At 45.7% G+C, this 11,488-nt stretch carries 12 protein-coding genes; all 12 read left to right on the top strand.

What is annotated here, in order from left to right; all coding sequences use genetic code 11:
- The first annotated feature begins 6 nt into the window (after positions 1–6).
- Entirely contained in the window at positions 7–1,917 is a 1,911-nt protein-coding gene (locus DESDI_RS08235; protein ID WP_015262168.1) for a Dam family site-specific DNA-(adenine-N6)-methyltransferase, read from the top strand.
- Between the two features lie 12 nt (positions 1,918–1,929).
- Positions 1,930–3,642, top strand: a complete 1,713-nt coding sequence (locus DESDI_RS08240) for an AlwI family type II restriction endonuclease (protein ID WP_015262169.1) — start codon at positions 1,930–1,932, stop codon at positions 3,640–3,642.
- A 31-nt stretch (positions 3,643–3,673) separates the two neighbouring features.
- Positions 3,674–4,357, top strand: a complete 684-nt coding sequence (locus tag DESDI_RS08245; RefSeq protein WP_015262170.1) for a hypothetical protein — start codon at positions 3,674–3,676, stop codon at positions 4,355–4,357.
- 84 nt (positions 4,358–4,441) lie between these two features.
- Positions 4,442–5,818 carry a 3'-5' exonuclease gene (locus DESDI_RS08250; RefSeq protein WP_242825473.1) on the top strand — a complete coding sequence of 459 codons (1,377 nt, stop codon included), beginning with the start codon at positions 4,442–4,444 and terminating at the stop codon, positions 5,816–5,818.
- A complete protein-coding gene (locus DESDI_RS08255; protein WP_015262172.1) occupies positions 5,815–6,495 on the top strand; it encodes a DUF4433 domain-containing protein in 681 nt (226 codons plus the stop codon). Before DESDI_RS08250 ends, DESDI_RS08255 begins: the two co-directional genes overlap by 4 nt.
- Before the next feature lie 3 nt (positions 6,496–6,498).
- Positions 6,499–8,148 carry an ADP-ribosylglycohydrolase family protein gene (locus DESDI_RS08260; RefSeq protein WP_015262173.1) on the top strand — a complete coding sequence of 550 codons (1,650 nt, stop codon included), beginning with the start codon at positions 6,499–6,501 and terminating at the stop codon, positions 8,146–8,148.
- Between the two features lie 156 nt (positions 8,149–8,304).
- Positions 8,305–8,808, top strand: coding sequence for a hypothetical protein (locus tag DESDI_RS08265; RefSeq protein WP_015262174.1), 504 nt, complete (start codon positions 8,305–8,307; stop codon positions 8,806–8,808).
- A gap of 170 nt (positions 8,809–8,978) precedes the next feature.
- Positions 8,979–9,182 carry a hypothetical protein gene (locus tag DESDI_RS08270; protein ID WP_015262175.1) on the top strand — a complete coding sequence of 68 codons (204 nt, stop codon included), beginning with the start codon at positions 8,979–8,981 and terminating at the stop codon, positions 9,180–9,182.
- Between the two features lie 5 nt (positions 9,183–9,187).
- Positions 9,188–10,120, top strand: a complete 933-nt coding sequence (locus DESDI_RS08275) for a DNA adenine methylase (protein WP_041219367.1) — start codon at positions 9,188–9,190, stop codon at positions 10,118–10,120.
- A 31-nt stretch (positions 10,121–10,151) separates the two neighbouring features.
- Entirely contained in the window at positions 10,152–10,586 is a 435-nt protein-coding gene (locus DESDI_RS08280) for a hypothetical protein (protein WP_015262177.1), read from the top strand.
- Entirely contained in the window at positions 10,583–10,876 is a 294-nt protein-coding gene (locus DESDI_RS08285; RefSeq protein ID WP_015262178.1) for a hypothetical protein, read from the top strand. The genes DESDI_RS08280 and DESDI_RS08285 overlap by 4 nt, the downstream gene beginning before the upstream one ends.
- Positions 10,869–11,456 (top strand): hypothetical protein, encoded by a 588-nt coding sequence (locus DESDI_RS08290; RefSeq protein ID WP_015262179.1) that lies wholly within the window; start codon positions 10,869–10,871, stop codon positions 11,454–11,456. Before DESDI_RS08285 ends, DESDI_RS08290 begins: the two co-directional genes overlap by 8 nt.
- Positions 11,457–11,488 lie beyond the last annotated feature (32 nt).

Below are 11,488 nucleotides of genomic sequence, written 5' to 3' on the forward strand. Positions count from 1 at the left end.
TATACAGTGCTAAATTCATTACGCAACAAAGCTGAACAGCACCAATCGAGTGTCCCCGCACGTCCTTTACTTAAATGGGCGGGCGGCAAGACCCAAATGCTCAATGAAATCTTACCTAAAATACCGACTCCGTATGGTCGATATATAGAGCCGTTCATTGGTGGAGGAGCGCTCTTCTTTGCTCTTAATCCTTCTGATGGTATTATAGCAGATAGCAACCCCGAATTAATTAATATGTACAGGCAAGTAGCAGAGAATGTGGATGATGTTATTACATACCTTCAAACTTATAGTAACACAGAAGAGATGTTTTACGCTGTCAGATCACTGGACTGGCATGAACTTTCATTATCAGAAGCCGCAGCGAGGACAATCTATCTTAATAAAACATGCTTCAATGGTTTATACCGAGTAAATAAAAAGGGGCAGTTTAATGCGCCTTTTGGACGATATAAGAACCCAAAAATTTGTGATATTGAAGCTTTGTATGCAGCATCTGCTGTTTTGCAAAGAGCTACAATTGTGTGTGCTGATTATCTTCAGATTTTAAATGATTATGCACAGCCGGGCGACTTTGTGTTTCTTGACCCGCCTTATCTTCCTGTGTCAGAGTACTCGGATTTCAAGCGATACACAAAGGAGCAATTCTATGAGGAAGATCACGTAGAACTTGCAAATGAGGTACAGCGGCTTCATGAGTTAGGCTGCTATGTAATTCTTACAAATTCCAACCACCCATTAGTGCATGAACTATATAGTACCTTTAATATTGATGTTGTGCAAACCAAGCGATATATCTCATGCAATGGTAACAGTCGTAAAGGTGAAGATGTCATCATTACAATTCCTCCGAAAAGGAGTATTTCTTTATCAATTGTACCTGCACCTTTACCTGCACAGGTTGATAAATATCCGTCTACTCGCTATATGGGATCTAAGAGTAAATTACTATTACAGATATGGGATATTGCCTCCCAATTCAAATTTGATAGCGTTGTTGACCTATTTGCGGGATCTGGTATTGTTGGATACATGTTTAAAGCTCAAGGCAAAACAGTTATTAGCAATGATTACATGGCAATGTCTGCAACTTATGCAAAAGCCATGATTGAGAACAATTCGGTTATCCTTCCACGGAATGAAGCGCAAAAACTTCTGATAGAATCACAAGCGTCTGATCATTTCGTTTACACTACTTTTGCCGGATTATATTTCTCTGATCATGATAACGAAGTTATTGACACGTTACGTGCAAATATAGCAGCTATCCGAGACCCCTATAAACGTGCAATTGCTATGTCTGCATTAATCCGTGCGTGTATTAAGAAGCGCGCTCGAGGCATTTTTACTTACACTGGGGAACGCTATGACGATGGAAGAAAAGATCTTAAAAAATCGTTTGAAGAGCAGTTCATGGATGCAGTAACTGCTGTGAATAGTTCTGTTTTTAATAATGGGAAAGTTAACAAAGCAAAAAACAGTGATGCCATGCAGTTGCGAATTGAAACGCCGGACATGGTATACATTGATCCCCCATATTATTCCCCATACTCTGATAATGAGTATGTACGCCGTTACCATTTTGTTGAGGGCCTCGCTCGAAATTGGGAAGGCGTTGAGATACAGCAACATACGCAAACAAAAAAGTTTAAGTCGTATCCTACACCCTTCTCCACGAGGAAAGGCGCTGCTGATGCCTTTGATCTACTGTTCAAAAAGTATGCAAGTAGTATAATCATCGTTTCCTATTCGTCAAACAGTTTGCCAACACTTGATGAGATGGTTTCCATTCTCTCAAAGCACAAGGAACACGTTGAAGTTATTCCGGTGGACTACCGGTACTCTTTCGGTAATCAGGGTAACAAAGTAGGAAACAACAAAAACCAAGTCCAAGAATACCTTTTTGTGGGATATTAAGGAGGTGCAGATATGACACTTTGGTATATAGGTAACACATCCGTCAGAAGTGCATTCCGCCTACGTGACGGTTTAGTTGCGCTTTCTACATCTTACCTACAAGGCAACATGCGTGGTCAAGATGGTGACCGCGCTTTTCGTCAATTGCTAGGGCAGCATGGCATTGTTTCGCTTGGAACAGATGAAACAAACAGCGTAGGACGGAAATGGCGATCAGCTCTTGGCAAGTTGGGATTTCTGTACCCGGAGATTCCGAGTTCTGCTACAATTCGTCAGGAAGACGTTGGTGCCATGGATACCATCACTCCCAATGGATGGCGACTGATACGCTCGGAAACCGTGCCTGCCATGCAAGAGTGTTTTTTGCGTGCTCTAGCTGCTCAATATATAGAAATCCAAAATACCGATGGGCAATCTACATGGTTTTCACCGCTCCGGCACACATTGGCAGTTCTTCTCGAAGTGGAACGCCAAACTGGTGTGGCTGCTGTTAGCTTTATTGAGATGGCTCTTCATGTTCAGACTACCAGTAGCGCAGATAACATTGTGAACGTAGCTGAACGCATAATCGTGTTAAGAAATGAACGCAACGCCGCTGAATCGAAACGTCGTTTCGATTCGGCCAAATACGAAGAGGCGGGTATTGCTTTCGGTCTAAAAGCATCAACCTTCCGTGACTATGCTGACGCCAATTTCAGATACTTGAAAGCAACCGGTCTTGTCCAAAATAGAGGACGCGGTATTGCTTTAGTACCAGAAAAACGTCTGTTTTCAGAGTTGATGGCAAGAGATACATCTGCTCCGGCAACTGAACTTGATAGGTATACTACGCTGTGTAATGGCGCGGTGCTTCCTACAGACACACAGGATGCGGCGTTGGACGTTCTACACGATCTACTTGCACAGTTATCACAGATGGGTATTCCGTTTGTGCTTGGTGATCGGCCAGTTAATACGCCGGCTGACATCGCCATTATCCGGCACGAAGTTGAAGATATTATTTTTAAGCAAAAAGAAGAAATTTACGCAAGCGAGCAAGCTGGTCAATGGGAAGAAATTGCTACATACATTGATCTCATTGCTTCGCGTAGAGATCGTCGCCGTATTGATGAGGAAACCGAGATCATTATTCCTCGAAGCGAGACTCCAGCATATCTAGAGTGGACTTTATGGCGCGCATTCTTGGCTATTGACAGTTTGGAGAACAAGCCATATGAAGCAAGGCGTTTTAGGATTGATCAGGACTTTTTACCGGTGGGTACCGCACCTGGCAATGGCCCAGACTTAATTATGGAGTTTCGTGATTTCGTTATTGTTATCGAAGTTACTTTGACCGAGAGCTCTAGACAGGAGGCTGCCGAAGGAGAACCCGTCCGTCGTCATGTGGCTGATCTTATGAACCAGTATGCCGAAGCTAATGGGAAGCCCGTGTATGGCTTGTTTATTGCCAACAATATAGATTCCAACACCGCAGAAACATTTAGAATTGGTGCGTGGTATTCACGAAGCGATGAGAGAATGCAACTGCATATTATCCCCATAACTATTTCTCAATTTAATATGTTTTTTAAGGCGTTGTTTACTACAAACAATGTAGCACCAGAAGCAGTTATTAATTTAATGAATGACTGTGAGCAATACCGATCAGACTGTGAGGCTCCGGAATGGAAAGTTATGATCAGTCAGACTGTTGAACGGACAGTTAATGAAATGGTTGCACAATAACGATATTTAAAATATCAGGGGAGGCCGCTGAATGAATCGAGAATTAGAAGGTATATGGGAACATATGCGAGATCTTGGATTAGCCGCTTTGGCACATGCAAATCGGCATGCTGCGTACCATGATCCTGAAAATTCACGATGGTCAGAATTATCAATTTTACAAGCCGCACACGCAGCAGAAATAATTATCAAAGCAAGAATAGCACAGGAACACCCACTACTTATTTTCGAGGAATTTCCAAAGCTACCTAAAGATGAAGGTATTCCACTCACAATACAGAGTTTATTCGAAAAAGGAAAAACCGCTCAGTGGAGTGACTTGCCTACAAGACTTTGGGCTACAACAGGAATAAAAATTCCGAACCAAAGAAGTTTTGAAGATTTTGGTAAACTAAGAAATGGAATACAACATTTTTCACCAATACCAGGTAATATAGATGCTTCAAAGACTACACTTAAGTTCGTTTTTGAAGTAATAGATCCCTTTATAAATGATTGTTGGGGTTTGTTTGCTATTGATTATGACGAAGACTATGATTCTTACGAGAATTTTCCAAATACATTAATCAGAATGGAAATACCATTTTTAGTTTCACCAGAAGCAGTAAAGTATTATGAGTTTTGGAAAGATGATTTCGCAAATACAGATATAAAATATAAGAATGATTTACTTGCATATATAAATAGGCACTATAAACAAATACCAACACCGTAGTGTGGATATAACAATGGTAAATAGAACATCCGAGGGGGATAAAGTATGCATGGGATTACACCAAAGGGAAAACAGGAAGAGGTCATGGCTCTGCCCGCAAAAGGCCACATCGTTGTGCTTGGTACTGCCGGTAGCGGCAAGACTACCATTGCTTTGCTTCGCTCCCATCACCTTGCCAACATACCCGAAAACGGCAGGGTGTTACTCGTTACATTCAACGGCGCGTTAGTCGAATATATGCGTGGTATAAGTAAATCTCGGTCAGCAAAACTTGTTGTCGAGAACTATCATAAGTTTGCCAGGGGCTATTTGAACAGTAGAGGAAAGATGCCTCGTTGGAACGGAATTCTGAGCCCGGACGAAAAGGCTTATTACATAGAGCAAGCCGTAGAAGAATTAAAAAAGGAGCATCCTGCCGAATCCACGTTAAGGCGCTCTAAGGAGTTCTTTATTGACGAGATAACCTTCATCGAGAAATTCGGGGTTGCCGATCTTGCCGCATACAATGAAGCAGAACGTATTGGTCGTGCAGCCGCTAATATTAAGCGAGAAAACCGCAAATGGATTTTCGCGGTATATAAGAAATACATAGAACTGCGCGAGGCAGCTGGTCGGAAATATGACTGGGATGATTTGGCTTTTTATGTCTACAACGAACTGCAGGATGACGAAAACGAACGCAGATATACCCACATCATCGTGGACGAGGGGCAGGATTTCTCCCCAATGATGATTAAGTCGTTGGTAGACGCTGTGGCCGACGGCGGGTCGTTTACCTTCTTCGGGGATGTAGCGCAGCAGATTTACGGCAGCCGTCTATCTTGGCGTGACTCTGGAATTAACGCTGATAAGGTCTGGCGGTTCGATGTGAATTACCGCAACCCCGCCACCATTACGGCTTTTGCTAAAGACATAACCGAAAGCGAATACTGGCGGCAAGACGGCGATATGGTCGAAGCTACTGCCCAGATTGCCGAAGGACCTAAGCCCATACTCGTGAAATTCTCAAATAAGCCGCGAGAGATGGCTTGGGTAGTTGAGCGAGCTATATCCACAGGAAAAACCTCGTCTACGGTGATTGTTTGCAGGACCAGGGCTGACATTGATTCTTTTTTGCGAGTGTTGAAGAACAAAGGATGCGACGCAACGGAAATCGATAAAGACACTCCCGGATATGCCCATATAAAGACGGTTTATCTTACGACCTTCCACGCCGCAAAAGGACTGGAGTTCGACAACGTGTTTGTCCCATTTTTGACGGACGATAAACTCCCAGACCCTGATACAGTTGCGAATGCCGTATCTGAAGAGGACGCATATATTGATGAGATAAAGCTGCTTTACGTTGCGACAACCCGCTCGAAATACGGGCTATACATGACATATAGCGGCACGTTGTCTCCGCTGTTCCCTGAGGATTCAGATAGCTGTGATTTTCACGATGAGGAGGAAGTGGAATGAGCGCATATGAAATTTTGACGGCTCGTGGTGTGACCCGCTTATGCCACTTTACGAAGTTCCAGAGCCTGACGCACATTATTCCTTCGGCGGATGGCATTCTGGCGAGCAGCTCGATACGCCAAGATACGAAAAACGTCACCGACACGGCTCGGTACGACGGCGAATTGGATTATGTGTGCTGCTCTGTTCAGTACCCAAACTCGTGGTTCTTGAAAAAGGCTATGCAGAACAACACCGATAAGATCTTCAAAGATTGGGTTGTTCTATATGTCGATTTGAGCATACTAAAATATAAAAGCGCGAAATTCTGCCCTTGCAATGCGAGCAAATCATATGGAACCCATATAGATGATAGGATGGAAAATATCGATTCAATCTTTGCAACTTCTATCCCTACGTTTGCATACCCGAGGTCTCCACAAATGCTCGCTTCCTGCCCGACAGACGGGCAAGCGGAAATCTTGATTAGGGACAGTATTCCACGAGAGTACATTATCGGCATGGCCGTTGGGAATGAGGAGGTTGCGAAGCGGATTTATGGGATGCTGAAAATGTACGGCATGGAACAAATACCGCTTTATATTGCTCCAGATGTAGTGATGCCAAATTGGAGCAGTATGATTAAGAATGGTCGTCGACCAATCGAGACCCAGTGCGGCTGGTCAGAGGAGGAGTAAGTTATGTCTACAGCGATACCAACCCATATAGAAAAATGCAAAGGAGCAATGCTGGCCACCGCCATTGGTGATGCTTTAGGTTGGCCTAATGAGCTACGCTCAAAAAACAAAATAAAGAACTCCAAAGTCAACGACTATTTTGTTGAGTGGACTCGTCGCAATAACAAGCCATGCTATCATGACGAGAAGATTCTCCCAGGTGAATATAGCGACGACACCCAGATGACCTTATCCGTTGCAAGAAGCATTATCACGGGCAACTGGGAGAAATTTTTCGCTGAAAAAGAACTCCCTTTCTGGCTTAATTACGAGCGCGGTGGCGGCGGGGCCTTATTAAAGGCGGCAAAATCCTGCAAAGAAGGTTCGGTGCTGTGGCAGTCCAGCTATTCAAAGGACTACTTTAACGCGGGTGGCAACGGTGCTGTCATGCGTATTTTACCTCACGTCATAGCATTGGCACAAACGTCTGATATCAAGGGTGTATTACTTGATGTTATAAAAGACGCCATTATCACCCATGGTCATCCGAGGGCAATTTTGGGCACCACCTGCTACGCATATGCGCTGGACTATCTTCTGAGGAAAGATGCTGTATTAGAATACGGCGAACTTGTGACCGCAGTGATAGAAGGCAAGGAAATCTGGGGGGCATGCCTTAGTTACGATACCTTTGGAAACTGGCTTAATATTGCAAGCCAGCATCGCGACTATGAGTACGCAACGGAATGGGAGAATACTCGCTTCCGTATGGTGAAGCAACTCGAGTTCATCAAGGATTCACTCAAGAAGGGCTTAATGATGGACGATACAAAGGTATTGACTCAGTTAGAATGCTTCTCAACTGCAAACGGCGCTGGTGATGTAGCTATCTTGGCCGCAATTTATCTGGCTTCAAGGTATGCAACCAATCCTACGCTCGGTATAAAGGTTCCCGCCTTTTCATTCGGAACAGATACGGATACCATCGCCTCCATTACTGGCGGTTTATTGGGTATGCTTTGCGGCATTAATTGGATTCCGATCGAGTGGAAAGTGGTCCAGGACTACGATTGCCTTATCCGGCTTACCGACCTCTTACTCGCTAATAACAGTAAACATACTGAAATAGCCGATGTGACAGAGGCAAAGACTCATGAATCCGATTGGGTAAATACCGCAATTGGTCGTATGCGTAAAATCGGCACGGCAACTGTTCCGAACGGTAAATACGCTATTGTAACCATTACAAAATGGAAATCCGCGCTGGGACAGACCTTATACACGAAAGATATGCAAAAGCTCGATAATCAGCCTAAACGCACAGATAGTCGGTTGCCGTTGCCTCAGCAGCCTTCATTGTATGATATGGATGCACAGCCTCGCTCTGAATCTAAGCCGCCGGTTCAGGTTCAGATAACTCTGCCTGTGCAAGAGATTACCTCCCATAATGTTGTTCCGCAAAAAAAGCAGCGACAGCTTGTCTTAGACGAAAATGGCGTAAATGCATTGCTCGATAATTCCAAGTTCAAGAAGAACATTACTATTGGTAAGGTACTGAAAATAGTTCAAACCTTGATTGAGGGTAACGATGCGAGTGAGGCTATTGCGAAACAATTTGAGGTCGAACAGGTGATGGTTGATCTCATTAAAACCTACGTGAAAAGTTCTTTCTGAAAAGATAGATGAAGCAAAGCAGAGATATAAATTTATGATACATTACGGAATATAACTGTTTCCTGAAAATCAGCGGGGAGTATTTTCTAACGAAGATACCCCCGCTTTTTATGCCCTTTTTAGGGCTCAAACTCAAAAAGAATGGAGGAAACCAAAATGGCAAACGAAACAATGCGTATATTCTTACCGTTGACGATCTTCACCTATCCTCAGTATAACTGCTCGGAGGATGAGCGAGAGGATATCTCACCCAGGGAGGCGGTGGCGTATGAGGATCAAATTCTCGCTGCTATTACAAAGGAAAACCGACACTTTGAAAATGACCGGGGTCTCGCCGAGTACATCCATGACGAAGCTCTAAAGGGAAAGGTGTATAGCCTGATCCCATCTGTGGAGGTTGTCGACGGCGAGCTGTGGGGCGTTATGACCGCAGGGCTTAAAGAACCCCTCTCTGGCGAAGAAACAGCCGAGCTGTTAAACTTTGTGACTGGTCAGGCGAGTGACGGTTATGGCGAAGGATTTGAACAGAGGCCCATTAAAACTCCTGACGGTGAGATTTACGTCAGCTTCTGGAATCATGAAAACTATTCTCTCAAGCTTGAACAGGATATGAAAAACAATTCGCCTGACCTCGGATACGGAGGCCCGGTGATGCAATGAATGAAAAAGTGAACGGACAAATAGCGCTCTTTGGTTTCTTCTGAAGCTGGAGGGCGCTTTTTTATTACAGCAGATTGCTGTGAGCTTTACAACTAAATAAAAGAACGAAAAGGCGCTGTCTTACGAAAAAGGCAGCGCCTTTTTTGTTTTTCCGAGAAAGGAGCTGAATCATGAATCATGATGTAACACCAGAAGAAAAAACAGTCACGGGAGTATGCGATCCGCCGATTAAGTATTCCTTACCTCTGCCCAAAGATCTCGATCGTTGTACAGGGTGTCCTTATCCCCGAGTCGGCTTCATCTGCTGGAGTCCGGACGGCTCCTGCATGAAAACCGAGGTTGATAAATTCAGCCGTCCAAGCAAAGGCAGGTGATGAAAATGAACAGCATCATCAGCTGGGTGGGCGGCAAAAAAGCACTGCGGGATTTGATCTACCAGCGGATGCCAAAAGAATTCGGACGGTACATAGAAGTCTTCGGCGGCGGGGGCTGGGTGCTGTTCGGACGGACGCCCGACGTCGCCATGGAGGTCTACAACGACTTTAATTCTGACCTTGCGAATCTTTTCCGTTGCGTCCGCGACCGACCCTTCGCTCTACTCAAGGAGCTGAATTTCCTTCCGCTGAACGGGCGGGATGAATTCATTGTCTTGAAAAGGTATCTGGAGAAGGAGGAATTTACAAACGAGTACCTGCGGGAGGAACTGGAGATTGCTGAGCTATATCTTCCGGAACCGCAGTTTGAAGAAATCAAGCTAATCCTTTTGGAAAACGCGCAGATGAACGATGTGAAGCGCGCTGCCGCTTTTTACAGGCAGATCCGCTTAAGCTACGGAAGCGGCTGTACCAGCTATGGCTGTCAGCCCTTCGACATCCGGAAAACTTTTCATCTTCTCTGGCAGGGCAGCCGCAGACTGAAGGATACGGTCATTGAGAACAAGGACTTTGAAGAACTGATCAGGCAGTATGACCGTGAAAATGCCTTCATCTACTGCGACCCTCCCTACTATCAGACGGAAGGTCACTACGCGGTGGAATTTAAAAAGGAAGATCATGCGAGGCTCAGGGATACCCTGGTGGCCTGCCAGGGAAAATGGCTGGTCAGCTACAACGACTGCGAATTCATCCGTGAGCTGTACAAGGACTTTAATATTGAAGCGGTCAGCCGCATCAACAACCTTGCTCAGCGCTATGACAACGGCTGCGAATATGCTGAAGTTCTTATCTCCAATTACGATACCGGTGAACGACTGAGGGACATGCCGACCCAGTTGGGACTATTCGACCTCGCCTGTTTTAACGGCATGGAATAACTAATCCAAATTTATTAGGAGGGTCAATATTATGAAACTGATTGAAATGCGTACATTCGTAGACAAACAAGGCAGCATCATCCTGCCGGGAGAGGCGCTTGGCGCAGCGGGATTGAAGCCCGGCGATGAGTTGTGTGCCACTCTCGCTGTGGGGCAGGAAGAAACGAAAAACCTATGCCCGCAGCTTGTCATTACACCACAGGGCGTGGGAATTGCGGTGCAGCTGACCGGCTGGCGGGAGGACGATGAGGAAGGTGATCTGACTCTGCCTAACGATCTTCTGGAAGCGGCGGAGATTCCGGCGGACAGCGATCTGGAGATCGTCTGCACGGCCGGAGCTATTGTCATTATGGAATCGGATGTTCTGGACAACCTGCCTGACGAGCTCCGTGAGCTCTTCGGCGAGCTTGGCATCGACCCCGGCACAGTCCGGGAGGTTATGAGAAAGGACGGATATTTTATATGAAAGCTAAACCCATTTATAAAATCGTGGACGGCAAAGGCCGTGTTCTTATTCCCAAGGAACTCCGCACAGCTTCCGGTATGGATTACGGCGATATTGTGAGGCTGAGCATTCATCAGGGCGTTGTCACAGCAAAGAAGGTGGATCTCATTGAGGTAGGTGATCAGTCGCCTGAGGCGGTGGAAGCCTTTGTCCATGCTGCTATCCGTGAGATGCCGGAGGACACCCAAATCGCCATAGCCGCCCGGCTGCTGGAGCTGATCGAGCAGAGAAAGAGGCAGAGCCATGAGTGAAAAAGTATTGTTTACTCAGGAGGACTGCCTGCTAACTGGATATGACATGTCCATTGACGGAAAGGTTATTGTACTTCATCCGTCCTCATTGCCGGAGGAATTCCGGAATGCGAAGTACCAGATGTACTTCTGTACAGGAGGAAACGGCAGCAATCCGAATCCCATCGGCCGCTCCATCTTCACAGTATCCCTGGCGGAAGGCGAAAAACTCCGCTGGAACAGGAACGACATTCTTGGCATTCTAAAGCCAGAACTCCTTCCTGAATATGCACAGCTGCAGCTCTCGCAAATCCGTCCAAACGGTGCACTAGATCTGAAAAATAACGAGCCGCAGTACAGCGGCTATTGTTTTCTGCCGGACGGACGCTACACCTCCGGTGTAGGACTATGCAGCGCCAAGGAGGTTTGGGACTACATCGAGATGCAGAAGGACTACCAGCACAGGGTGATGATCTGCGACCGTGAAGATTTCTGTGTATTTGAGATGATTGCGGGACAGATCGTCCATCCATTGCCGGAAACCATGGAAGCCTACCAGAAGGAACAACAGGAGCAAGGCGGAATGGATCTGAAGCTATGAAACCAATTGAGACTTAAGGCCGGGGTCAGGTT

The organism is Desulfitobacterium dichloroeliminans LMG P-21439 (assembly GCF_000243135.2).
GTDB lineage: Bacteria > Bacillota > Desulfitobacteriia > Desulfitobacteriales > Desulfitobacteriaceae > Desulfitobacterium > Desulfitobacterium dichloroeliminans.